This window comes from Roseburia rectibacter (assembly GCF_014287515.2).
Lineage (GTDB): Bacteria > Bacillota > Clostridia > Lachnospirales > Lachnospiraceae > Roseburia > Roseburia rectibacter.
Map to the genome: position 1 here is coordinate 620,841 of NZ_CP092473.1, position 24,693 is coordinate 645,533.

Here is a 24,693-nt window from a genome sequence, read left to right on the forward strand (position 1 = left end):
ATCGTATAATTAGTACGATATATAGTAGTAAATGGGGATAAATATAAATACAAATGAAAAACAATAAATGGGAAAAGAAATTACAGAAATATAAAAATAGAAAAAGAAATTTTTTGATAAAAAATGAAAAATGTAAATTTCTAAAACTGAAAAAAGTATTTCGACCGATTATCAGATCCGGTTTATTTATTCAACGAAAAATAAATGGTTTTAGTGTGGAGATAATGAATGAAAAGTCTGCTTTTCATAATAAACCAATTATTTTCGTGGTAACTCATATAGGAAAATGGGATTTTGAGATTGTAAATGAGCAGATACAGGAACAATTTTATGTAATAGCTGCAGATTATAAAAATTTAAGCAGAGGTTTGAATGGAATTATATTAAAAGCAAATGGAATCGTTTATGTGGATGAAAGAGATAAAGCAGATAAGATGAATACAAAAGAGATAATGATTCGTTTGCTCAGGTGTGGTGCTAATATTATGATTTTTCCGGAAGGGACATGGAATCTTTCGGAAAATTCGATTGTAAATGATATTGCATACGGTGCGGTCTACAGTGCAATTGAAACAGGTGCATCCATTTGCCCAATTGCTATAGAACAATATGATAAGAGATTTGTTATTAACATGGGGAAAACTATTGAAGTAACAGGTAAAAACATAAATAAGAAAAAATTGAATTGTGAATTGCGGGATATGTTAGCAACATTAAAGTGGCAGATTTGGGAACGGGAGGGGCTGAAGAAAAGATCAGATATTTCAGATGATTATTGGAAAAATTTTATAGAACAGAGAAGAAGAGAGTGGAAGGAATATAGTCTGAGAGAGCAGATTATTAATACATATATTCCAGAAGAAAAAAGGCAATATTGGCTTACTCAGATTGAATTAAAAACTAAGAACATTCCTACATGGCTAGAGATATTAAAAAACGAGGAAGGATTGGGATGGATGACAAATGATAATTTATAAGATACTGCATCCGATTTCATTGAAAATATCAAGAAAAATACATGGAAAGACTTTACATATATTAAGTGAAATACCTATGGAGAGAGACGGAGCAATTTATATGGCGAATCATTCATGTAGATGGGATGTGCCAGTTGCGGTAGATCTTTTAAAAAGTCATACCTATGTTTTGGCAGGAAAACAATCACTTCAATTTATGGACTGGCTTGGATTTGAAATAAATGGAACTGTCTGGGTTGATAGAAAAAATAGAAATAGCAGATCATTCGCGTATAAAAGAATGAAAAAGTTACTAATGAAGAAAAATAATTTACTCATTTTCCCGGAAGGAACATGGAATTTGCTGCCTTCTTCTCCAATGCTTCCTATCTATTGGGGAGGAATTACATTGGCAATGGAAACTGGAAAGCCACTTATTCCGGTTGTTATGGAATATAGGAAGGATGATGTTTATATTGCTTTCGACAAGCCTGCATATTATAGGAAAGATCAGGATAAAAAGCAAAGTGCGGATATGTTAAGAGACACAATGGCAACATTGCGTTGGAATATATGGGAATATTTCCCGATGGAAAAACGTAGTGAGATCGATCTGAAAGAGTGGGATAGGGAAAAAGAAAAGAGATTAAAAGAATATCCCAAATTAAATTACAAGTATGAGATGAGTTGTATTAGGAGAGAAGAGTAGTAGCATGTGAAATAACAGCAGGATGGTTTAGAAAGATTTATGGATACAAAGAGGGATTGGAGAAAAAGACAATATATCAAAAGTTAAATAAACAAATGGTATGGAGTTAAGGAAACAATAGACTTATGAAATACAAATATGCAATGTAAATAAAGGGGAAAAGGTGCATATGGATGAAGCTACAGAAAGCAAGCGGAAAAGTATTTTAGATAAACTTCTAAAAGTGATTACGACAGTGATTATTCCAATTCTGGATATAGTTTTAGGCGGTTATTTAATAGAGCGGGTAAACATTGTTTCTGGTAATCAGATACAGCAATATAGTCAAATAAATGAAAAAATAACACAATACGAGACGGATATCACACAAAGAATAGATAAGATCGAATCTACCATAATTAATGGAGATACCAATACAGTTGCTAATACGATTACAAATAATAATGCAGCTATTGTAAATGAATCTATGAGCGAGGAGTCGTTGTTGTTAGCTGCACAAAATGCATATGGTGCACAAAATTATCAACAGTTGGCAGAAATTTATAGCATACAAAAAATTTATAATAATAAATTAGTGCAGAATAATATGGGATATATGTATGCAAATGGACTTTATTATCCAGTAAATATAGAACAGGCAGATTTTTATTATGACAAAGCAATTGCGAATGGAGATATAAAAGCATATGAAAATAAATTGGCGCTTCATTTTCGTACAAAACAAGATGATCGAGTTGAGTTGATAAAGCAGGGATATGAAATAAATGATGAAAAAATGTTGCGATTTTTTGTAAGTCATTTTGAAGGATATGAAAATTGTGATTTAGATGTAGCAAAAAATTTGGTTATGTCTTTTATTGTGGATGTAACTGACGATGGTAAAGAGGAATTATTAGATGAATTTTATAAGTGGGAATATGAGCAAACAATTTATGTTTCAAACAGTCCAGATAATAGTGATATTGTGCGATTTATAAAAGTTGATGAGTGTAATTATGGAGAAGAAACTGTCTATACATATAAAGAATATTGTAATGAATGTGTTGGAATAGAGATGTTAGAAGAAGATTTTGAAATGATACAATGAGGGGAAAATGTATGAATACACAAAAGAAAACCGGCTATCCATCCATAGACAAGCCGTGGATGAAATACTACAGCGAGGAAGCTCTTTATGGTGAAATCCCGAAATGTACGATGTATGAGTATATATTTGATCACAACAAGTCACATTTAGATGGCATAGCCCTGCGGTATTTTACTAAAAAAATTACATACCAAAAACTTTTTGAAAATATCCGTAAAACAGCAGATGCGTTCTGGGCACAGGGAATCCGAAAAGGGGATGCTGTTACGATTATGTCACTGAATACACCGGAAACAATTTACTGCATATATGCGCTGAATTATATAGGTGCGGTTGCGAACATGGTTTATATGACGCTTTCGGAAGAGGAGATTGTAGAGACGGTAAGAAATACAGATTCTAAAATGTTTATTTTTCTGGATGTGGCAGCAGAAAAAGTCAGAAATGTTGTAGAGGATATAGAAAAAATAAGGGTGCTCGCAATTTCACCGACAGATTCTTTGGGCTTTCCGGTACAAAAATTTTCTGCTTTAAAAAGCAAAATTAATACAAAAGGATTTTGGAAGTGGAAGGATTTTCTGAAAGCCGGAGAACATCAGAAAGCACAGCAGACATCTTACCATGAGAACGAATTGTCAGTGATTGTGTATACAAGTGGAACAACCGGAACACCCAAGGGCGTAATGTTAAGTAATGACAGCCTTAATGCGGTAGCATGGCAATATGAAAAATCAGGAATGAAATTTACAAGAGGGGAAACGTTTCTTACGTTTATGCCGCCTTTTTTGTCAATTGGGTTGAGCTTAAATGTGCATCTTCCGTTGAGTCTTGGAACGACTTCTATTATGATCGTTGATCCTGAAAAATTTATAGAAGAGTATAAGAAATACAAGCCAAATCACTGTGTATCTGGACCTGTCATTATCAGAAAATTGGTTCAACGTTTAAGCGGGAATATGAGTTATTGCATCACGATGGCGGGAGGGGGAGAATCATTAAGTTTGGAAGAAGAAAATTATCTTAATGAAACGTTGCGAAATCACCATTCAGATGCAAAATATTTAACGGGATATGGAATGACCGAATTTGCAGCTACAGTAACAACGTCTATGAATCATGTGTATAAAGCAGGCACACTTGGAATTCCGCTTTGTAAGGTAAATATCAAAGTAATCAATCCAGATAATGGAGAAATGCTGAAATATAACGAAACTGGTGAATTATGTTTTTGCACACCAAGTCATATGCTGGGATATCTGGATAATGAGGAAGAAACAAAGAAGATTTGTGACAGGGATGAAGAGAATAGATTATGGGTTCATACAGGTGATTTAGGATTTGTGGATGAAGATGGATTTGTACATTTTGTGGGAAGAATCAAAAGAATATATATCACACAGGATGCAGATGGAATAGTTTATAAACTGTTCCCACAACGTATAGAAGAAACCATCACTGAATACCCAGAGGTAGATATGTGTGCAGTGGTTGTGGAGCTTGATGCACAAAATATAGCGACTGCTATTGCCTGTGTAAAGCGAACAGCAGAAAGTAAAAATAATAATAACTTTTTGACAGGTTTGCAGCAGTATTGCAAAGAAAAATTACCGGTACACCTTGTACCGAAACAAATTATTGAAATGGATGAAATACCGCTGACACAGAGTGGGAAGATTGATTATAAAACGTTGGAGAAGATGACAAGGTGAGTGGGAAGAAAACGATAAGAATATTGCAGCTTGAAGGAGCAGACAGATGAATATACAGGAGAAAATTGGCTATCCATCCATAGACAAGCCATGGCTAAAATATTACACGCAGTCAGATATACAAAACAAGGAACCAGCGTGTACGTTGTATCAGAATATTTATAGCAATAATTCAAAATATCTGAAAGATACAGCTATTTCGTATTATGGAAATAAAATTACATATGCGCAGTTGTTTAATAATGTGGATGCATGTGCAAAATCACTTGTGAAATATGGAATAAAGGAAGGGGACTGTGTCACTCTTTGTACTGCAGCCGTACCGGAAGCTATATATCTGATGATTGCCTGCAGTAAGATAGGAGCAATCGCAAATTTTATTAATCCGTTATTTACTACAGAGCAGATGGTACAGCGGATCAATGACACAAAGTCGAAAATTTTGTTTGTTATGGATGAAATGCTTTCTTATATTGTGGATGCTGTACCTCGTATCGGCATAAATAAAACAGTTGTTATGCCTGTTACGGAATCTATGCCAGAGCTGGCAAAATTAGTTGTATGTGCAGGGCAAAAAAACTGGAATAAAAAAAGAACAGATCATAAAGGATTTTATTCCTGGAAATCGTTTATAAAATATGGGAATGACTATAATGGAGAGACTGAGAGATCTTATGAAAAAAATCGTGGATGTATTATGGTGTATTCATCCGGAACTACAGGCGCTTCAAAAGGGATTTTGTTAACAAATGATGGAATCAATGCAACAATAGCTCATTATGATAACGAAGATTTCAATTATGAAAGAGGCGATACGTTTTATGCAGTTATTCCAATCTGGTTTTCTACGGGAAATGTGCTTGATATTTTAATGCCGCTTCGCATGGGAATGACAGTAATACCAGAACTGCAATTTGAAAAAGAAAGGGTGATTGATGGCATAAGAAAATATAAACCGACAATGACTCTGAATCCGACAAGTATATGGATGGCACTTGCACGATCAAAAAAATGGAAAAAGATAAACCTGAAAAAGATGAAATATCCGATTACCGGAGGCGAAGCGGTAACGCCGCAGGAAGAAAAAATAATCACTGATTTTCTAAGAAAGAGTGGGTGTAATGCACCATTGATCAAAGGATATGGAATGTGTGAGCTTGGAAGTACAGTTACGTCCACTTCACCTGAACATAATAAGGTACGATCATCTGGGTATCCGATAAAGGGTGTGACAGTTGCTGCGTTTGATACTGAGACAAATCAGGAACTATCATATGGTCAAAGAGGAGAAATCAGAGTCAATTCTCCTGCAAGAATGAAGGAATATTATAAAAATCCGGTAGAAACAAAAAAGTACTTTTACGAAGATCAGAACCATTGTATATGGGGATGTACCGGAGATATTGGGTATGTGGACGAGGATGGTTACCTTTTTGTGGAAGGGCGGGCAAGTGACAGTTTTTATAGTGAGGATGGAAAACGCATTTATCTGTTTGATATAGAGCATATTGTTTTAGAGGATGAGGCGGTCTCCCAGTGCAAAGCAGTTGCAGTACAGATCAATGGAAAATTTAAACCAATACTTCATGTTGTACTGAAAAAAAATGGAGTTACAGATACCAGAACTGTAATTCCACGGATTCATAAAAAGTTATCAGAACAGCTTTCAGAGAATGCAATTCCGGTGGCATATAAACTGCGTCAGGCACTGCCGGTTCATCCAAATGGAAAAAGAAACGTGGAGGCGTTGAAAGCAGAAGATAGCGGATTTGTTGATTCGAGGGGAAATGCCTGGAAAGTCAGATAACGATTGATGAAAATGTTAAAGGAGGCTGCAGAAAATGGATGAGAAACAAATGGGAAACACGGGCTATCCATCCATAGACAAGCCGTGGATGAAATATTATGGTGCAAACATTAATTATGATATGGAATACTGTGACGTAAAATTAGTTGATTTTATGAGAAACAGTGCCAAAAAACATTTAAAGGAAACTGCTATCATTTATTTTGGAAATAAAATATCTTATGAAAAATTATTGTCTAATATTACTCGGGTAGCATCGGCATTTGCAGCATTAGGAGTAAAAAATAATGATAGTGTTGCGTTGATGCTTCCAAATTTACCGGAAACAATATATGCGGAGTATGCCTTAAATGATTTGGGAGCATGCTTTGTTCCGATTGATCCGAGAACTGGAGCAGAGAGAATAAAGTAGTATATAACGGAAAGAAATTGCAAGGTGTTGGTTACCATAGATTTGGCAATCCCAAAGATAGATAAAATTATAGGTGATATTTCAGTAGAGAAAGTAATTTATGTATCTGGGACAGAATCATTACCTTATACATTAAGAATGGGAGTGGAAATAACAAATATATTCAGAAATATAAGGAATGGGAAAAATAATTATATATCTTGGCTGAAAATGCTTAAGAGTGGAAACAAATATGATTATATACAAAAACTAAGACGGTAAATCCTTGAAAAGGTGAATTTTAATAATCACGTTATGTAAAAGAGCATGCCATCAGGCATGCTCCTCCTGTTCTTTCGCTAACGGCAGTGTAAAGATAAATTCCGTACCAACACCCTCGGTACTGATACAGTTGATGTTTTCTCCGTGAGCCTGGATGATTTCTTTGACAATGGAAAGACCAAGACCGGTTCCTTTCTTGTCTTTCCCACGGGAAAGATCGGTTTTATAGAAACGCTCCCAGATTTTCTTGATACTGTCTTTTGGAATACCAATTCCGGTGTCTTTGACTGATACAAAGACCTTTTCATTTTTTTCGGTCGTCTCGATCGTGATCGATGAATTTGCATGGCTGAATTTGAGTGCATTGTCGATCAGGTTATAAAGCACCTGCTGAATTTTGCTGAAATCAGCAGAGACAAACAGTGTCTCACCGCTTAAGATCAGGTTAAAACGGATATGTTTTTCCATACAGGTTCCCTCAAAGGTCTGTACGGTCATGCGGATTGTGTGATTGATATCAAAACTGGTGATGTCTAACATAACACCGTGTGAGCCGAATTTGTTTAATTCCAGAAGGCTTTTTGTCAGTTTGTTCAAACGTTCTGTCTCAAAAAGGATGATGTTTAAATATTTATCCTGCATTTCAACCGGGATTGTTCCGTCAAGCATTGCTTCTACGTAGCCTTTGATCGAGGTCAGCGGAGAGCGGAAGTCATGTGAGACATTGGAGACAAATTTTCGCTGATCCTCCTCAAGCGTGTTTAATTCATTTGCCATATAGTTGAGCGAGGCAGCAAGATAACCGATCTCATCATTGGAGTGGACATCGATCTTTGCCTCAAAATTTCCGGCGGCATATTCATTGGCGCCTTTGGCAATTTTGCGGATCGGGATATAGACGATCCAGGTAAAGAGTGCTAAAACAACAAATGCTGCCAGAAATAAAAGTGCAAACGTCTGATAGGAAAGATTGGTCAGCAGGTTGGATAAATTGACGATGGAGCTGACCGGTTTATGTATGATCACATAGCCGCGTACTTTGTAATTTACAGTGATCGGTGAAAACACACTTAATGTTTCTGAGTCAAAATGACCGTAAAAGTTTCCGGTGCGGTAATATTTATTTCCAAAATCAGTCACGTCAAAATCAGGAATTACTTCCGGCTCTGCATTTTCCACTGGAGAAGTAGCAGAAGCTGTGTTTAAAAGGATCTGTCCCTGCTTATCGATGATCCAGATTTCGCTGGAAAGGTAAGTGCTTAGGGTGGAGAGCTGTGTTTTCATTTCCTCTAAGGTTGTGGAACGCTTAAAATAGTTTTCCGCATAGTTAGAGGAAATCAGCGCAGACTCCCGATAGAGCGTCGAGGCATCCCGGCGCTCTAAGAAGTTAAAAGTAATGTGGTAACCAAAGGTTGAAATAATAATAAAGCAGATCAGTCCGTAGATCAGATAGCCGCCGAGCAGTTTGGGGTAGAGTGTCCGTTTCATATATTTTTAACCTCGAACTTATAACCGATTCCCCAGACAGTCGAGAGACTCCAGCTGTCATTGTCCTTTATTTTCTCACGGAGGCGTTTTACATGGACATCCACGGTGCGGGTGTCGCCGATGTATTCATAGCCCCAGATATGGTCGAGAAGCTGTTCTCTGGTAAATACCTGATTTGGCGAGGATGCAAGGAAATATAAAAGCTCTAATTCCTTTGGCGGCATGTCGATCGGATTGTCCTTATAAATAACAGAGTAGTTGGATAAGTTGACGATCAGATCCGGGTATTTTACGCATTTTAATTCAGGAGCAGGTTCTTCAATTTTGACCGGCTGGTAACGGCGCAAAACGGCTTTGACGCGGGCAACAAGTTCTTTGGAATCGAACGGCTTCATGATATAATCATCTGCTCCAAGTTCAAGACCGAGTACTTTATCAAAAATCTCACCCTTTGCGGAGAGCATGATGATCGGCACGTTTGCTTTTGCACGGACTTCGCGGCATACCTGATAGCCGTCGATGCCCGGAAGCATCAGATCAAGAAGGATCAGGTTCGGATTGTACTGTTCGAATGCTTTTAAGGCTTCTTCACCGTCATTTACAATTTTTGTATCAAAACACTCTTTCGTAAGATAAAGAGAGATCAGTTCTGCAATATTATTATCATCATCGACGATCAGTATTTTTTGTTTTGCTGCCATAAAATTACCTCCTGTTAGTTGTTATTCTGTTTGTAAATCAGACGAAATGGTATTGCTTCGGCAGTGCTTTGTGCATGGGATCAGATAAAATCTGTCTTACTGAAATTACTTTTTGTCTGAAATCAGTCTTTGAATTCGGCAATTGTTACGCCGGCATCACCTTCGCCATACTCTCCGAGGTGGAATGATTTCACATATTTTAAACGTTTTAAATGTGCCTGTACGGCGTTGCGAAGTGCACCGGTTCCTTTTCCGTGGACGATACGCACGGACGGAATGTGTGCAAGGTAGGCATCATCCAGGTATTTATCTAAAAGGGCGATCGCTTCGTCTGTGGTCTTGCCAATCAGGTTGATCTCTGTGGAGACGGATGCAGACTTGCTCATTTTGATCTTGCCGGCACTGGTACGACCGTATTTTTTGCTGGTCGGGGAAGTTTCTTCCTCTAACAGGATGAGGTCGTTAATGTTGACAAGAGAACGTAAAATACCCATCTGTACATAAAGGTCACCCTTTGCGTTTGGCAGGGAGTGAACGGTTCCGTTTAGATTCATGCTGATGACTTTCACGCGGTCACCAATGCGGAGTTTTTTGGGAACTTTATGGTTTGGAGCAGCATTCTTTTTCTGGTCAGACATTTTTTTCTGTGCGTTGTTCATCTTATCGCGCAGTTTAGTGCGCTCTTTTTCCATTTCGCTGACCGGGGCATGTGCGATGCCGTATTTATTGAAATTACGGATCGTTTCATCGGCAAGGTCTTTGGCCTCTTTGATGATATTGTAAGCCTGCTCGTTTGCCTCGCGCAGGATCTTGTCACGGCTTGCGTCTAAACGTTCCTGTTTCTGTTCAAGCTGTTCTTTTAATTTCTGGATTTCTTCTTTATACTGGTTGATCTCAAGCTGTTCTTTTTCAATCGTGATGCGGCTCTTTTCAAGATCTGCTAAAAGATCCTCGAAATTCATATCATTTTCGCTGATCCGTCCTTTGGCATCCTCGATGATATCCTCACCCAGACCAAGTTTGGTGGAAATTGCAAATGCATTACTTTTTCCGGGAATACCGATCAGCAGACGGTAAGTCGGACTTAATGATTCAACGTCAAATTCACAGCATGCATTTTCCACGCCGGATGTCTGAAGGGCAAATACTTTTAATTCACTGTAGTGTGTGGTTGCCATGACACGTGCACCGTATAGTTTTAATTTTGACAAAATAGAAATTGCAAGTGCTGCACCTTCCGTTGGATCGGTTCCGGCACAAAGCTCATCGAAAAGCACGAGGGAACGGTCATTTACCTGACTTAAAATGCGTGTGATATTTGTCATATGGGAGGAGAAAGTACTTAAAGACTGTTCAATACTCTGCTCATCTCCGATATCAGCAAACACTTCCTCAAAGATTCCGAGTTCCGAACGCTCGGAAGCCGGAATATGAAGTCCTGCCTGCCCCATCAATGTCAGAAGACCGACTGTTTTTAAGGAGACAGTTTTACCACCGGTGTTTGGACCAGTAATGATCAGAAGCGTAAAATCTTCTCCGAGACGTACATCGATCGGTACAACTTTTTTGGCGTCGAGCAGCGGGTGACGCCCTTTTTTGATGTTGATACGTCCGTCGGTATTGAAAGTCGGAGCAACACCGTTGTAAGTCTGGGCGAAAGCTGCTTTTGCAAAAATAAAATCAAGTTCGGTGAGCACATTGTAGTCAGTATGAAGCTGCATGGAGTATCCTGCCGTTAAGTTGCTTAAGTTGGCGAGAATGACTTCGATTTCTTCTTTTTCTTTCATAAGAAGAGCTTTATATTCGTTGTTTAAGTTTACAACAGCGAGCGGTTCGATAAAGAGTGTGGAACCGGAAGATGACTGGTCGTGCACCATACCCGGAACCTGTGATTTTGCTTCGGCTTTGACCGGCAGACAATAGCGGCCGTCACGCATCGTAATGACGGCATCCTGCAAATAACTGCGTGTAGTTGTATTGTTGATCATCGAGTTCATCTGTGCACGGATCTTATCGTTCATGCCACGCATGGATTTACGGATGGAACGGAGTGTGCTGCTGGCATCGTCTGCGATTTCGTCCTCCGATAAGATGCAGCGGCGGATCTCGTCACATAATGGTGTGAGTGGTTCGATCTGGTCAAAAAATCCGGTCAGGGAATCAACCGGAAGTTCGTCTGTCTCATCTGCTGAAACAGGGCGGTCCGGTCCGGTATGTCCGATGCTGGCGCGGGAAAATGCTTTTGCACGTTTGGCTGCCTCAAGGAGAGAGCAGACGCGCAAAAGCTCCGTGATGCTTAAGGCTGCACCGATCTCTAAACGTTTCAGGGAGTCACGGATATCATGGACACCGGAAAAAGAGATGCGGCCGCCTTTAAAGAGACGGTTTAGCGCATCTTTGGTCTGTAACTGTAAAAGATTGATCTCATTGATGTCTGTGCCCGGTGTGAGGGAGAGACAACGTTTCTTTGCATCCTCACTTGAGGCGTGCTCCGCTAAGCGGGCAATGATTTTATTATATTCTAATGTTTTTAAAACTTTTTCATTCATAAGATTTATAATTCCTTGTGGTTGATTTTTGGCACTGCTCATTGCTTATTCACATTATATCCCATTAATTGGGGGAAGGAAAGCCGGAAATGCAAAAATAGTGTTGCAAGCGTATGTGATTCAAACTATAATAAATAAGGTGCGGTTTTCATTTTTGTTAAGGAAGGGAAAATCATGCAGGAGAAAGAGAAGGGTGGCTTTTCTTTTATTAATGAGCAGATCAAGGAGAAGCCGTTGAATAAAAAACGTCTTATAAAAAAAGCATTGTTTACCGTAGTGCTTGCCGTTATTTTTGGTACGGTGGCAGCACTGGTGTTTAGTTTATTGCAGCCGGAGTTTTCAAACTGGTTTTACCCGGAGGAGAAGCCTGTCGTTACGATTCCGAAGGATGATGTGACAGAAACGGAAGAAAGCGGACAGGACGATACGCAGGAATCGACAGAGCAAAAGGACACAGAGAATAACGGACAGCAGGGAGAAAATAAAGAGCCGGAAAACGGGCAGCAGGAGACAGAAGAAGCGGGAAACAGTCAGCAGGAGCAGACGGATGAACCGGAAACGGAACATAACACTGGGGATGTTCCAAACAATGAAATGCAGGAACTTGAACTTGCCGATTTTCAGAAACTTCAGAATAAATTGTATGCGGTTGGAAAAGAAGCAAACAAGTTTATCGTGACGGTAACCGGTGTGAAGAGCGATACCGACTGGTTTAATAACCCATATGAGAGTAAGGGGCAGGCTTCCGGTATCATTGTAGCGGAAAATGGCAGGGAACTGCTGGTTTTAACAGAACGCAAGGCGATTGCAGATGCACAGGAAATCTATGTCACATTTATTAATGATGCTGTCGTGAAAGCTGAAATGAAAAAATACGATGGCAATACAGGGATAGCTGTGTTAAGCGTAAAGGCGTCAGAACTTACCGAAAGTACAAAGAATGCGATCGCAGTTGCAGTTCTTGGAAATTCACTGACTGTTACGCAGGGAACGATCGCGATCGCGATCGGAAGTCCGCTTGGAACCAATTATTCAATCCTGACTGGAAATATTACATCCACCACGAACAGTATTTCTACGATAGATCATAATTACAGTGTGTTTACGACAGATATTGTAGGAAGCAGCAACGGAAGCGGAGCACTTGTCAATGTAGATGGCGAGATCATTGGAATCGTGATGCAGGGATACAGCAGTGCGGGGGATGAAAATACGCTGACAGCGATCTCTATTTCCGAGTTAAAAGCATTGATTGAGATGCTGTCAAACGGACAGGATATCCCTTACTTTGGGCTTGAAGTGACAACGGTTACAGCAGCAATCGAACGTGAATATGAAATACCAAAAGGCGCTTATATCAAAGATGTCTGCATGGATTCACCGGCAATGGCGGCGGGACTTCAGAATGGGGATGTCATTACGGAGATTGACGGGGATGAGATTCTTACGGCAGAAAATTATGAGAAAAAACTGCTTTCGTTAAAGCCGGAAGATACGGTGGAAGTGAAGATTGAGCGGCAGGGACCGGAAGGTTATACGGAAATCACCTGCACGGTAGAAGTCAGTGTACTGCCATAGAGATGTGAACCAGATACAGGCATGTATTTTAGAAGCAGAAATGCGGATGCGGCCATGCATGTCAGAAACAGAAATGTGGACACCGGTATGCGTTTTAGAAGCAGAAATGCGGATACAGGCATAATAATTTTAGAAAATAAAAGCAGGAATAAGGAGTAGTATGAAGTATATTGAGAGCCTCAGAGAGGGCGAGCGAATTAATGAAATCTATCTATGTAAAGTAAAACAGTCTGCACTGACAAAGGCAGGAAAACCTTATGATACATTGATCTTACAGGACAAAACGGGCACACTGGATGCGAAGATCTGGGAGCCTGGTTCTGTTGGAATCGACGAGTTCGATTCACTGGATTACATAGCCGTAATGGGTGATATCACCAGCTTTCAGGGCAATTTACAGCTGAATGTAAAGCGCGTCCGCAAGGTGCAGGAAGGGGAGTATGATCCAAAAGATTACCTTCCGGTCAGCGATAAGGATATCGACCAGATGTATGAGGAGTTAAAAGGCCTGATTGCGAGCATCAAAGAAGTGCATTTAAAGAAGCTGTTAGAGAGCTTTTTTGTGGAGGATGCAGATTTTGAAAAACGCTTTAAATTCCACTCTGCTGCAAAGACTGTGCACCACGGATTTGTCGGTGGTCTGCTTGAGCACAGCTTAAGTGTGGCAAAGCACTGTGATTATTTTGCAGGCTGTTATCCGATGTTAAACCGCGATCTTTTGATCACGGCAGCTATTTTCCATGATATCGGAAAATTAGAGGAGCTTTCCACATTCCCGGAAAATGATTACACGGATGACGGTCAGCTTTTAGGACATATTATTATTGGAACCGAGATGGTCGGTGACAGAATCCGCACGATCCCGGATTTTCCAAAGGGACTGGCAAGCGAGTTAAAGCACTGTATTTTAGCACATCACGGCGAGTTAGAGTTTGGTTCACCGAAAAAACCGGCGCTGCCGGAGGCATTGGCACTCAGTTTTGCGGATAATATTGATGCAAAGATGGAGACGGTGCGCGAAATCTTTAACAACGTGCCGGAAAATAATCAGGAATGGCAGGGGTACAACCGTCTGCTTGAGAGCAATATCAGACGCTCCGGGAAATTATAATTATGCAGAAAAATGATATCATAGAACTGAAAATCGAAGATATGGGCGTGGACGGCGAAGGAATCGGAAAATACGATGGCATGACCTTTTTCGTTAAAGATGCGGTGCTTGGAGATGAGATCGAAGCCCGCATCACTAAGATGAAAAAAAATTATGGTTATGCGCGGGTGGAAAAGATTCTTACGCCGTCTGAATTTCGTGTGACACCGCAGTGTGAGCTCCACAGAAGATGCGGCGGATGCCAGATACAGACATTAGATTATCAGAAACAACTGGAGTTTAAGCAGAATAAAGTACGCGGAAATCTGATCCGCATCGGTGGTTTTGAACCGGAATTTATTGACCGTATCATGGAGCCGGTTGTTGGAATGAAAGAGCCATACCGTTACCGGAACAAGGCACAGTTTCCGATCGGTGCGGACAAGGATGGTGATCCGGTTGCCGGTTTTTATGCAGCGCGCACCCATAGTATCATTCCGGTAAATGACTGCAAGCTGGGGGTGGAGGAAAATCAGATTATTTTAAATGAAGTCCTTTCTTATATGAAAGAATGTCATGTGGCATCTTACGATGAAAATACAGGTAAGGGGCTGGTTCGTCATGTCCTGATCCGCTATGGGTTTTCCACAAAAGAGCTTATGGTCTGTGTGATTATCAACGGAAATAGTCTTCCTAAAGTGGAAAAACTGATCGACAGATTGACAGCCATCGAGGGAATGAAGAGCATTTCCATCAATCAGAATACGAAGAAAACAAATGTGATCCTCGGGGATGTGACGAAATGTATCTGGGGCGATCCATACATTACCGATATGATCCATCTACGCGATACGAAGGATTTTTCACTGACTGATACAGCGGTCGCATACCATATTTCACCGCAGTCATTTTATCAGGTCAATCCTGTCCAGACGGAAAAACTCTACAGCCTTGCGCTCGACTATGCGGGACTGACCGGAAAAGAGACCGTGTGGGATCTATATTGCGGCATCGGCACGATTTCACTTTTTCTTGCACAGAAAGCGGGAAAAGTTTATGGGGTGGAGATCGTCCCACAGGCAATCGAGGATGCGAAGAATAATGCGGCGCTCAACGGTATCAATAATGCTGAGTTTTTTGTAGGAAAAGCAGAGGAAGTGCTGCCGGCATTTTATGAAAAAAAGAAAGACACAGATGCAGATATGCTGCACCCGGATGTGATCGTGGTCGATCCGCCGCGAAAGGGGTGCGATGGTGTATGTCTTGAGACGATGCTTAAGATGCAGCCGGAGCGGATCGTGTATGTAAGCTGTGATTCGGCGACGTTAGCGAGGGATCTTAAGATGCTTTGTGAGGGCGGATATGAGCTTTGCAAGGTAAGGGCGGTGGATCAGTTTGGGAATACAACACATGTGGAGACTGTTGTTTTACTTTCCAAGGGCGCTAAAGATCCGGTGGATCTTTGCTCAGCGCGGACCGAAGTGGAACGGAGAATGGTCGACAGCAGAAAAGTGAAGGTGGACTTCTCTCTGGAGGATATGGATTTATCTGAATTCAAAGGAAAAGCGACATATGAGCAGATAAAGGCATATGTATTGGAGCAGACAGGACTTAAGGTTTCATCACTGTATATCGCACAGATTAAGAAGAAGTGTAGATTGGATGTCGGCGAGAATTTCAATCTGGCTAAATCAGAGAATACGAGACAGCCACAGTGTACACCGGAGAAGGAAGATGCAATTATGCAGGCGTTTAGGCATTTTGGCATCTTATAGATTGTGGATAAGCAGCATCATGTGTTAAAAATATAGTAAAGTATGGGGAAAAGGACATTCCGGAACTGTAGATTTTACAGGTAAGGGGATGTCCTTTTTACTGATATGGAAGTGTTCAAGGGACAAGGTAATGATACTGAAGTATTAAGACTGATAGGAATGATATCTATCTTATCTATTGTTACTTGTTCTGGTTTCTCCATTCCCGCGGAGAAACACCATAAATATTTTTAAATGCACGGGAAAAATGAAGCTGATTTTCGTATCCGACAGCGGAACTGATGTCCGCAATAGATAAGGATGTCAGCTTTAACAATTCGGTAGCCTTTACCATGCGGTAGTTCATAAGAAATTCCTGCGGAGAGCGGCCAATTGAGTTGCGGAAGATTTTCCCCAAATAACTTCGGTTGATGCCACATACTGTAGCGATATCTTCGATCGAGATATTATTCTGAAAATTCTGTTCAATATAATTGATTGCTTCTTTTATATAATAATCACTCATGCGCCCACTGGAAACCAGCTTAGTAGATTTTGCTGACTGCAGCAGATAATCCATAAATAAATACAGATGGCCAATGAGATGAAAAGAAGATTCATGAGAATGATTTACAATATAAAGCATTTCATCAGCAAGTTTTTCACGCAATTCTTTGGAGTGTGAATGATAAATGGGCGCATCTTTACACAAATCTGTGACACTTAAAGCTTCTTTTATACGCAAGCCATCAAATTCAATCCACATATATTCCCAGGGAAGCTGTTTATCGGCAATGTAGGTGTTGATCTGACCGGGAAAAATAATAAATCCCTGCCCGCTTTTTATGGAATAGGTCTGTGTTTCACCTTTTGCATTGTCAGCCATAAGGGTTCCGGTTCCGGAAAGAATATAGTGAAACAGGTAGTGGTTGCGTGTTGCAGGCCCGAATGAATGGCCGGGATCACACTGTTCATATCCAAACTGATACATACACAGATCAATAAAATTTTCATTCGGAAAAATATTAAATAATATATTGCCCATAAAATACTCCTTATATACCAAAATGCTATATCAATGTCTATTATAACATAAAATATCGCATTTTGATATAAAATTAAAAAAATGATGATATTTGAGGACTCATAAAGGTATGTTATAATCAGAATATCAAAAGAGTAAGCGGATATATTGAAAAAAAGGAGAGAAGAATATGGCAAAAAGAAGTATTTTCCGCAGTGTTGCGGCGGTGCTTGCACTTGGCATGTGTATGACGGGTCTTGCCGGATGCGGAAGTGAAAAAAGGGCAGACTGGAAAACCGAAATCGAAGTGGTTTCCTACAAACCGGAAGCAGTTAAGGCATTTGAAAAAATTGAAAAGCGGTTCAATGAAACACATGATGACATCCATCTGACGATTTCATCTCCAAACGAAGCAATGACTATTTTAAAGACACGTTTTATCCGGGAGGATTATCCGGATATCATCGCAATCGGAGGGGACAGCAACTATTCCAACTTTTTAGATGCAGATCTGTTTGATGATATTTCCGATCTGGATGAAGTCCAGACCGTAAAACAGGCATATCTGGATATGGATAAGGAACTGGAGTTTATTCCAAAGGATGGCACGTATGCACTTCCATATGTGGCAAACGCGGCAGGAATTTTATATAACAAAGATCTGTTTGAGGAAAATGGCTGGAAAGTTCCGACCACCTGGCAGGAATTTACCACACTGTGTGATGAAATAAAACAGAGCGGAACACTTCCGCTGTATCTGGGCTTTAAAGATACCTGGACCTGTCTGGCTCCGTGGAATGCGCTGGCAGTCGGACTTACCGATTCGGATACCTACAATCAGGTAAATATGGGAAATACCACATTTTCCGATACGTATGGACCGGTAGCAGAAAAGATGCGTGCGCTTTTGGATTACGCCGAAAAAAATCCGTATGCATATGGTTATAACGATGCATGTACAGCATTTGCCCGCGGGGAAGCTGCCATGTATCCGATTGGAAGCTATGCGATTCCCCAGATTAAATCGGTCAACCCGGACATGAATATCGGCTCTTTTACATTTCCTGCAAATGATAACGAATCAGACAATGTATTAAATTCAGGAATTGATCTGCAGTTTTCCGTAATGAAAGCATGCAAAAATAAAGAGGCTGCATATGAAGTTTTAAAATATCTGTATGACGATGAGACCATTCAGATTTATCTGGATGATCAGGGCGGAATTGCCTGCAAAGACGGGGATTTTGCAATTCCGGAAACACTCGAGGATATGCGTCCTTACATTGAAAACAACCGCATGGCAGATTATCAGGATCACCATTATCCGAGTGAGATGAGTGTGGATGCCATGATCCAGACGTTCCTGCTGGATACAAGCGACAATGCACAGGAAAAGTTTTTGAAAAAATTTGATTCCGACTGGAAGCGCTACAACCGGGATCTGATTCGGAAAGTACAGGATTATCAGAAAGAACAGGGGGATGCACAATGAAAAAGAAAATGTCAAACAGGGACAAAACATTCTGGGCGGTTATCATACCGGTTGTAATCTTATTTTTTGCATTCAATACACTTCCAATGATCAAAGGTGTGATTTACAGTTTTACCAATTATAAAGGATACGGAACTTACGATTATGTCGGGATCAGGAACTATGCAGATCTGTTTACGGATTCCCGCGTGGGAAAAAGCTATTTGTTTACGTTTAAATATGCGCTGGCAGGAACGATACTGGTAAATGTGCTGAGTCTGATCATGGCAGTTGGATTAAACAGTGCAATCCGTTTTAAAAGTGCATTGCGCGGTATTTATTTTGTACCGAATATTTTAGGAGGACTTGTCATCGGCTATATTTTCAGTTTTATTTTTACTTACATTCTTCCAACTGTGGGAAATGTGTTCCATATTGGATTTTTACAGAACAGTATTCTTGCAAGTGAAAAATACGCATGGATTGGTGTGCTGATTGTTGGTGTATGGCAGGCAGTTGCCATGAATACCATCATCTATATTTCCGGTCTGCAGACTGTACCGGAGGAAGTCTACGAGGCGAGTATGCTTGACGGAGCCAGTAAATGGAAGCAGTTCTGGAAAGTAACATTTCCACTGGTGATGCCGTTTGTGACGATCAATCTGGTACTGAGCACAAAGAATTTCCTCATGGTATTCGACCAGATCATGTCATTGACCAAGGGAGGTCCGGCACAGAGCACCGAATCCATCTCTTACCTGATTTATAAAAATGGTATGGATGGCGGACAGTTTGGATTCCAGAGTGCGAATGCAGTCATTTTCTTTATTGTGATCGTGGCGATTTCACTTTTCCAGATGACAGTCATGAATAAGAAGGAGGAGCAGTTATGATGAAAGAAAAACAGAAAACAAACTGGGTACTTACGATTGTTCTGATTTTGGGGACGGTTACGGTATTTTTCCCGCTGTATATGGCAGTGATCATTGCGTTTAAGAAACCGAGTGAGATGACAAACGATGTGGCGGGTGCACTTTCTTTCCCGAAACAGTGGAGTTTTGAAAATTTCCGTCAGGCAATGGAAGTGACCGATTTCTGGCACTCTCTTGGAAACAGTTTACTGATCACACTGGCAACGATCGTACTGGCAATCCTGATCCACTCAATTGCAGGCTACGTGATCGGACGCGGCATGGCAAGAAGAAAAAGTTTCCGATTTATCTATCTGTATATTGTCAGCGGAATGTTTGTTCCGTTTTCCATCTTAATGATGCCTCTGGTAAAGCAGACGGCGCATATGGGACTTGGAAACCGCGCGGGTGTCATTCTGTTGTATCTGGTATTTTATATGCCAATGAACGTCCTTCTTTACAGTGGGTACTTAAAAAATATTCCGATAGCGCTGGAAGAGGCGGCAGATATTGACGGAGCAAGCACATGGACTACTTACTGGAAAGTGGTCTTTCCAATGATGATGCCAATGCATGCAACAGTTGCAATCCTGACAGCTCTTGGAACGTGGAATGATGTTATGACACCGCTTGTGATCATGTCTGGAACCGGACAGAATACGCTGCCGCTTGCACAGCTTAATTTCCAGACACAGTTTGGAACCAATTACAATCTGGCATTTGCTTCCTATATTTTGGCACTGATTCCAATCCTGATCTTTTATGTGATCTGCCAGAAACAGATTTTAAACGGTGTGGCAAACGGTGCAGTCAAAGGATAAAAATAAAACGATAAAAATAAAACGAGGTGACTTCTATGGCAATTATATACAATCCAAATAAAAAAATATTTAACCTGCATACGGCGCATACAACTTATCAGATGCAGGTCGATCCACTGGGATATCTGCTGCATCTGTACTATGGAGATAAAACAAACAGCCCCATGGATTATGTTTTAACCTATGCAGACCGTGGATTTTCCGGAAATCCTTATGCAGCGGGCATGGATCGCACATATTCGCTGGATGCGCTGCCACAGGAGTATCCTTCCATTGGAACTGGGGATTACCGCAATATTGCGCTGAATATCAAAAATGAAAAAGGGGTGGAAAGCGCAGATCTGCTTTTTAAAAGTTATGAGATCCGAAGCGGCAAATACCAGTTACAGGGACTTCCGGCTGTCTGGGCAGACAAAGAGGAAGCACAGACACTGGAAATTGTCCTTGCAGACGAAAACGCACAGGTTGAAGTTCATCTGCTGTATGGTGTTTTGGAAGAAAACGATGTCATTACAAGGAGCGTCCAGATTAAAAATACGGGAACCGGGCAGATTACGATCGAAAAGGCAGCGGCAGCCTGTCTGGATTTTGTACATGGAGATTTTGATGTCCTGCGGTTTTATGGAAAGCATGCCATGGAGCGCAATCTGGAGCGTACGCCGCTGGGGCATGGAACCATTGCGTTTGGCAGCCGCAGGGGAACGTCCAGCCATCAGTATAATCCGGCAGTGATTTTGGCAGAAAAAGGAACAACAGAGACCGCAGGCAGCTGCTATGGAATGCTGTTTGTATACAGCGGAAATTTTTCCTGTGAGGCAGAAAAAGATCAGTTCAACCAGACGCGCCTGCTTCTCGGATTAAATGAAGAACTGTTTTCCTATCCGCTTGCGGAAGGAGAAACCTTTACGGTACCGGAAGTCATTTTGTCTTATTCGGCAGACGGATTGTCTGCACTGTCGCAGCAATATCATAACTGCATCCGCAACCATGTGTGCCGCAGCAAATATGTCCATATGCAGCGCCCGGTGCTGATCAACAGCTGGGAGGCAGCCTATTTTGATTTTACGGGAGATACGATCGTGGATCTGGCAAAAGAAGCCGCTTCCCTTGGAATTGATATGGTAGTGATGGATGACGGCTGGTTTGGGAAAAGAAACGATGATAATTCTTCCCTTGGGGACTGGCAGGTCAATGAAAAGAAACTGGGGGGAAGCCTGGCAGAGCTTATTACCCGTGTGCATAATCAGGGGGTGAAATTTGGCATTTGGATTGAGCCGGAGATGGTCAATGAAGACAGCGACCTTTACCGGGCACATCCGGACTGGGCAATTCAGATTCCGGGGAAAAGGCCGGTGCGCTCGAGAAACCAGTTACTGCTTGATTTTTCCAGAAAAGAAGTGCGCGACTGTGTATTTGAGCAGATTTGTGCCGTGCTGGATCAGGGAAAAATTGATTATGTCAAGTGGGATATGAACCGCAGTATGGCAGATGTCTATGCCGGAAATCTGTCCTATGATTACGTGCTTGGTGTCTATGATTTTATGGAGCGCCTGTGCAGCCGGTATCCGGATCTTCTGCTTGAGGGATGCAGCGGTGGCGGCGGCAGATTTGACGCAGGAATGCTTTATTATTCCCCGCAGATCTGGTGTAGTGACAATACCGATGCAATCAACCGCACAAGGATCCAGTACGGAACTTCGTTTTTCTATCCGGTTTCCGCAATGGGGGCGCACGTTTCGGCGGTGCCGAACCACCAGACCGGACGGGTGACAAGTTTCCACACCCGCGGGGTGACAGCGATGGCAGGAACCTTCGGTTACGAATTAAACCCGGCGCTTTTATCCGATGAGGAAAAACAGCAGATCCGGGAGCAGATTAAAACATACAAGAAGTATGAAACACTCATTAACGAGGGAACCTACTGGCGGCTGTCCGATCCGTTTATGGATGAAATTGCGGCATGGATGACGGTATCAGAGGAACAGGATCATGCATTAGTCAGCGCAGTGCGTCTTAGGGCAGAGGCAAATCAGGCAGCCGTTTATGTCCGCCTGCGTGGGTTAAAACCGGATGCCGTGTATCTGGAAGAACAGAGCGGCAGACAGTATACCGGTGCGGCACTGATGCATGCGGGAATTCCGCTTCCGCCGTTTACCGGGGAATATGAGGCATATCAGTTTGCTTTTACAGAACTGAAAGAGGCGGGAAGATTATATGAAAAAGTGCAGAAATTGTGTGACGGGAATGCCGAAAAACGGGTGGTCATCAGCATTTACGGTGGCTCCGGTTCTGGAAAAACAACACTTGCAACGGCATTGCAGCAGTACTTTTTAAATGACGGAACAGGATGTTATCTGCTCTCGGGCGATGATTATCCACACCGGATTCCAAAACGCAACGACGAAGAACGGCTGCGTGTGTATAAAGAAGCCGGGGAAGACGGACTGCGTGGATATCTCGGGACAAAGAAAGAGATTGACTTCGACCGGATCAATGAAGTGCTTGCGGCATTTCATGAGGGAAAAGATACGATCACATTGCGGCATTTGGGACGGGAAGATGGTGAGATTTCATCAGAAGAAACCGATTTTTCAGGAATATCTGTATTGCTTCTGGAGTGGACGCACGGAGGCAGTGACGATTTACATGGTGTGGATCTATCCGTCTTTCTGGAAAGTTCCCCGGAGGAGACAAAGGAGCGGCGCATCCGCAGAAACCGCGACGAGAATGCCGCAAGCCCGTTTATCTGCCGTGTGGTGGAACTGGAACAGGAAAAACTCGAAGTGCAGCGCAAAAATGCAGGATTGATCGTGGGAAAGGACGGAAGTGTTTATGAACAGTAAACCGATGCTCAATGCATATCCAGACAGTCTTGGAGGAAATCTTGGGGATATCGTAACATTGCTGAAAACGGAGGCTTTGCAGAATGTATTTTCTTCTTTTTACATTCTGCCGAGCCTGTACCATTCCGATCTCGACCGGGGATTTTCCGTGATCGACTATGACCTGAATGAGCAGCTTGCCAACCGGAAAGACCTTGAACAGTTAAAGGATATGGGAATCGACCTGAAACTGGATTTTATTTTAAACCATGCTTCCGCACAGTCCCCGCAGTTTCGGGATCTTGTGGAAAAAGGGGAGGCTTCTGCGTACCGCGATTTTTTCATCGATTGGAACCATTTCTGGGAAGGGCATGGAACCATGACGGAGGAAGGCTATATCCAGCCGGATGAAAGCTGCCTGAAGCAGATGTTTTTCCGCAAACCCGGGCTGCCGATCCTGATGGTGGAATTTCCGGATGGAAAAAAAGTGCCGTACTGGAATACCTTTTATCAGGAGGTGCATGGCAGACAGTATCTCGGGCAGATGGATGTAAACATCCAGTCACCAAAAGTGTGGGAGTTTTATCGTGAAACACTGGAAAAAATAGCCTCTTATGGTGCAACAATCGTGCGGCTGGATGCTTTTGCCTATGCGCCGAAAGCACCGGGAAAGAAAAACTTTCTCAATGATCCGGAGACGTGGGAACTTTTACAGAAGATCCATACGTTGGCAGAACCTTTGGGACTTACGCTTTTGCCGGAGATCCACGCAGCGTATGATGAAAAAATATATGAGACACTTGCAGAAAAAGGCTATGCAACCTATGACTTTTTCCTGCCGGGACTGGTCATTGATGCGATTGAGAACCGGCGCGGAACGTACCTTGCGGCATGGGCAGAGGAGATCGTGGCAAAGAAGATCTCTACGGTCAACATGCTTGGCTGTCACGATGGCATCCCGCTTCTGGATTTAAAGGGGCTGCTTCCGGAAGAGGAGATCCAGTCATTGATTGACCGGATCGTATCCCGTGGAGGCATGGTCAAAAATTTACATGGACAAAAGAATCTGTATTATCAGGTAAACGCTACATATTACAGTGCATTGGGAGAATCGGATGAAAAAATGCTTCTGGCGCGTGCCATACAGATGTTTATGCCGGGCAAACCTCAGGTCTGGTATCTGGATTTGTTTGCCGGAAAAAATGACCACGAAGCGGTGCGGCGCGCGGGAGAATCCGGACATAAGGAAATCAACCGGACAAACCTTTCCACTGATCAGATCGCGGAAGACCTGAAAAAAGATGTGGTTCAAAAACAGCTTGCGTTAATCCGCATGCGAAATACCCATAAAGCATTTTCGGAAGGCGCAGAGGTAGCAATCTCCGGAGGGGAGAGCTCTCTGCAAATCCGATGGGAATATAATAGTGCATTTGCAACATTAAATGTAAATTTTGAATCAGGAACATATACAATAGTAGAAAGCAGATAGTTAAGTTGGGCTGTCGATTGTACATGAAACCTAAACTTTATAATGGAAATAATC

18 protein-coding genes are annotated in these 24,693 nt (G+C 41.7%); 14 read left to right on the forward strand and 4 right to left on the reverse strand.

Features of this window, described 5'->3' with window-relative positions; genetic code table 11:
• Positions 1-53: 53 nt before the first annotated feature.
• From H8S51_RS03015 to H8S51_RS03040, 6 genes are all read left to right on the forward strand, one after another.
• Entirely contained in the window at positions 54-977 is a 924-nt protein-coding gene (locus tag H8S51_RS03015; protein WP_118210191.1) for a lysophospholipid acyltransferase family protein, read from the forward strand.
• Positions 964-1,665: a lysophospholipid acyltransferase family protein gene (locus H8S51_RS03020; RefSeq protein ID WP_118210192.1), complete on the forward strand. Its 702-nt coding sequence runs from the start codon at positions 964-966 to the stop codon at positions 1,663-1,665. The genes H8S51_RS03015 and H8S51_RS03020 overlap by 14 nt, the downstream gene beginning before the upstream one ends.
• 169 nt (positions 1,666-1,834) lie before the next feature.
• A complete protein-coding gene (locus H8S51_RS03025) occupies positions 1,835-2,752 on the forward strand; it encodes an SEL1-like repeat protein (RefSeq protein WP_118210193.1) in 918 nt (305 codons plus the stop codon).
• Between the two features lie 11 nt (positions 2,753-2,763).
• Positions 2,764-4,461: a class I adenylate-forming enzyme family protein gene (locus tag H8S51_RS03030; RefSeq protein WP_118210194.1), complete on the forward strand. Its 1,698-nt coding sequence runs from the start codon at positions 2,764-2,766 to the stop codon at positions 4,459-4,461.
• A 46-nt stretch (positions 4,462-4,507) separates the two neighbouring features.
• Complete coding sequence (locus H8S51_RS03035) at positions 4,508-6,268, forward strand: class I adenylate-forming enzyme family protein (protein ID WP_118210195.1); 1,761 nt, start codon at positions 4,508-4,510, stop codon at positions 6,266-6,268.
• A 34-nt stretch (positions 6,269-6,302) separates the two neighbouring features.
• Positions 6,303-6,680 (forward strand): AMP-binding protein, encoded by a 378-nt coding sequence (locus H8S51_RS03040; RefSeq protein ID WP_118210196.1) that lies wholly within the window; start codon positions 6,303-6,305, stop codon positions 6,678-6,680.
• A 312-nt stretch (positions 6,681-6,992) separates the two neighbouring features.
• Here the strand turns inward: H8S51_RS03040 and H8S51_RS03045 are convergent, their stop codons facing one another.
• From H8S51_RS03045 to H8S51_RS03055, 3 genes are all read right to left on the reverse strand, one after another.
• Positions 6,993-8,429 (reverse strand): sensor histidine kinase, encoded by a 1,437-nt coding sequence (locus H8S51_RS03045; RefSeq protein WP_118210198.1) that lies wholly within the window; start codon positions 8,427-8,429, stop codon positions 6,993-6,995.
• Entirely contained in the window at positions 8,426-9,130 is a 705-nt protein-coding gene (locus H8S51_RS03050; protein ID WP_117920745.1) for a response regulator transcription factor, read from the reverse strand. The genes H8S51_RS03045 and H8S51_RS03050 overlap by 4 nt, the downstream gene beginning before the upstream one ends.
• Positions 9,131-9,252: 122 nt before the next feature.
• Positions 9,253-11,679 (reverse strand): endonuclease MutS2, encoded by a 2,427-nt coding sequence (locus tag H8S51_RS03055; RefSeq protein ID WP_186900046.1) that lies wholly within the window; start codon positions 11,677-11,679, stop codon positions 9,253-9,255.
• A gap of 174 nt (positions 11,680-11,853) precedes the next feature.
• On the opposite strand from H8S51_RS03055, the gene H8S51_RS03060 reads away from it, so the two are divergent.
• The 3 genes from H8S51_RS03060 to rlmD all read left to right on the forward strand — a co-directional run bounded on the left by H8S51_RS03060 (position 11,854) and on the right by rlmD (position 16,122).
• Complete coding sequence (locus tag H8S51_RS03060; protein ID WP_207724054.1) at positions 11,854-13,257, forward strand: S1C family serine protease; 1,404 nt, start codon at positions 11,854-11,856, stop codon at positions 13,255-13,257.
• A 160-nt stretch (positions 13,258-13,417) separates the two neighbouring features.
• On the forward strand, positions 13,418-14,368 hold the full coding sequence (locus H8S51_RS03065; protein WP_015560103.1) for a 3'-5' exoribonuclease YhaM family protein: 951 nt from the start codon (positions 13,418-13,420) through the stop codon (positions 14,366-14,368).
• A gap of 2 nt (positions 14,369-14,370) precedes the next feature.
• Positions 14,371-16,122 (forward strand): 23S rRNA (uracil(1939)-C(5))-methyltransferase RlmD, encoded by a 1,752-nt coding sequence (rlmD, locus tag H8S51_RS03070; RefSeq protein WP_186900045.1) that lies wholly within the window; start codon positions 14,371-14,373, stop codon positions 16,120-16,122.
• A 181-nt stretch (positions 16,123-16,303) separates the two neighbouring features.
• Here rlmD and H8S51_RS03075 read toward each other — a convergent pair whose 3' ends face one another.
• Positions 16,304-17,146 carry an AraC family transcriptional regulator gene (locus H8S51_RS03075; RefSeq protein WP_118210202.1) on the reverse strand — a complete coding sequence of 281 codons (843 nt, stop codon included), beginning with the start codon at positions 17,144-17,146 and terminating at the stop codon, positions 16,304-16,306.
• 169 nt (positions 17,147-17,315) lie between these two features.
• Here H8S51_RS03075 and H8S51_RS03080 point away from each other — a divergent pair, with 169 nt between their 5' ends.
• Genes H8S51_RS03080 through gtfA form a run of 5 tightly spaced genes read left to right on the forward strand, consistent with a single transcriptional unit; the run spans position 17,316 to position 24,639 of the window.
• Positions 17,316-18,617, forward strand: coding sequence for an ABC transporter substrate-binding protein (locus H8S51_RS03080; RefSeq protein ID WP_118210203.1), 1,302 nt, complete (start codon positions 17,316-17,318; stop codon positions 18,615-18,617).
• Positions 18,614-19,489: a carbohydrate ABC transporter permease gene (locus H8S51_RS03085; RefSeq protein ID WP_117920774.1), complete on the forward strand. Its 876-nt coding sequence runs from the start codon at positions 18,614-18,616 to the stop codon at positions 19,487-19,489. Before H8S51_RS03080 ends, H8S51_RS03085 begins: the two co-directional genes overlap by 4 nt.
• Positions 19,486-20,328, forward strand: a complete 843-nt coding sequence (locus H8S51_RS03090) for a carbohydrate ABC transporter permease (RefSeq protein ID WP_117920775.1) — start codon at positions 19,486-19,488, stop codon at positions 20,326-20,328. Before H8S51_RS03085 ends, H8S51_RS03090 begins: the two co-directional genes overlap by 4 nt.
• A 35-nt stretch (positions 20,329-20,363) precedes the next feature.
• Entirely contained in the window at positions 20,364-23,171 is a 2,808-nt protein-coding gene (locus H8S51_RS03095) for an alpha-galactosidase (protein WP_186900044.1), read from the forward strand.
• Positions 23,161-24,639, forward strand: a complete 1,479-nt coding sequence (gtfA, locus tag H8S51_RS03100) for a sucrose phosphorylase (protein WP_186900043.1) — start codon at positions 23,161-23,163, stop codon at positions 24,637-24,639. Before H8S51_RS03095 ends, gtfA begins: the two co-directional genes overlap by 11 nt.
• The last annotated feature ends 54 nt before the right edge of the window (positions 24,640-24,693 follow it).

Coding starts and splice junctions, on each gene's coding strand:
- H8S51_RS03015 (WP_118210191.1), top strand. CDS start 54: ATGAAAAACAATAAATGGGAAAAGAAATTACAGAAATATAAAAATAGA.
- H8S51_RS03020 (WP_118210192.1), top strand. CDS start 964: ATGATAATTTATAAGATACTGCATCCGATTTCATTGAAAATATCAAGA.
- H8S51_RS03025 (WP_118210193.1), top strand. CDS start 1,835: ATGGATGAAGCTACAGAAAGCAAGCGGAAAAGTATTTTAGATAAACTT.
- H8S51_RS03030 (WP_118210194.1), top strand. CDS start 2,764: ATGAATACACAAAAGAAAACCGGCTATCCATCCATAGACAAGCCGTGG.
- H8S51_RS03035 (WP_118210195.1), top strand. CDS start 4,508: ATGAATATACAGGAGAAAATTGGCTATCCATCCATAGACAAGCCATGG.
- H8S51_RS03040 (WP_118210196.1), top strand. CDS start 6,303: ATGGATGAGAAACAAATGGGAAACACGGGCTATCCATCCATAGACAAG.
- H8S51_RS03045 (WP_118210198.1), bottom strand. CDS start 8,429: ATGAAACGGACACTCTACCCCAAACTGCTCGGCGGCTATCTGATCTAC.
- H8S51_RS03050 (WP_117920745.1), bottom strand. CDS start 9,130: ATGGCAGCAAAACAAAAAATACTGATCGTCGATGATGATAATAATATT.
- H8S51_RS03055 (WP_186900046.1), bottom strand. CDS start 11,679: ATGAATGAAAAAGTTTTAAAAACATTAGAATATAATAAAATCATTGCC.
- H8S51_RS03060 (WP_207724054.1), top strand. CDS start 11,854: ATGCAGGAGAAAGAGAAGGGTGGCTTTTCTTTTATTAATGAGCAGATC.
- H8S51_RS03065 (WP_015560103.1), top strand. CDS start 13,418: ATGAAGTATATTGAGAGCCTCAGAGAGGGCGAGCGAATTAATGAAATC.
- rlmD (WP_186900045.1), top strand. CDS start 14,371: ATGCAGAAAAATGATATCATAGAACTGAAAATCGAAGATATGGGCGTG.
- H8S51_RS03075 (WP_118210202.1), bottom strand. CDS start 17,146: ATGGGCAATATATTATTTAATATTTTTCCGAATGAAAATTTTATTGAT.
- H8S51_RS03080 (WP_118210203.1), top strand. CDS start 17,316: ATGGCAAAAAGAAGTATTTTCCGCAGTGTTGCGGCGGTGCTTGCACTT.
- H8S51_RS03085 (WP_117920774.1), top strand. CDS start 18,614: ATGAAAAAGAAAATGTCAAACAGGGACAAAACATTCTGGGCGGTTATC.
- H8S51_RS03090 (WP_117920775.1), top strand. CDS start 19,486: ATGATGAAAGAAAAACAGAAAACAAACTGGGTACTTACGATTGTTCTG.
- H8S51_RS03095 (WP_186900044.1), top strand. CDS start 20,364: ATGGCAATTATATACAATCCAAATAAAAAAATATTTAACCTGCATACG.
- gtfA (WP_186900043.1), top strand. CDS start 23,161: ATGAACAGTAAACCGATGCTCAATGCATATCCAGACAGTCTTGGAGGA.